This is a genomic window from Bradyrhizobium sp. Kon56 (genome assembly GCF_055807635.1).
In genome coordinates this window covers 1-256 of record NZ_JBVVOU010000509.1, presented here as the reverse complement: position 1 = coordinate 256, position 256 = coordinate 1, and the positions used below count along the sequence as shown (strand labels likewise).

Here is a 256-nt window from a genome sequence, read left to right as displayed (position 1 = left end):
GGAAACCGCTGAAGGAGGGGGCAGGGCGCGAATGGCGGCTTTATCGGACAGAGGCCTGCCGTTACCGACCGCGTGACACGGCGGTCGGCAATGCGCCCGTTAGGCGCGAAGGATCAGTCCAGCCCGCCTTGGCAGGTGTATTTGATGTGCATGTACTCTTCCAGACCGTGGGTGGAGCCTTCGCGCCCATAACCTGAATCTTTCACGCCACCAAAGGGGGCCGCTTCGGCCGCGAGGGCGCCCTCATTGATACCTA

Annotated in this window: 1 protein-coding gene; it reads right to left on the bottom strand. The window is 62.9% G+C overall.

Features of this window, described 5'->3' with window-relative positions:
- Positions 1 to 113 precede the first annotated feature (113 nt).
- Positions 114 to 251 (bottom strand): aldehyde dehydrogenase family protein, encoded by a 138-nt coding sequence (locus AC0L3B_RS39860; RefSeq protein WP_473383406.1) that lies wholly within the window; start codon positions 249 to 251, stop codon positions 114 to 116.
- Positions 252 to 256 lie beyond the last annotated feature (5 nt).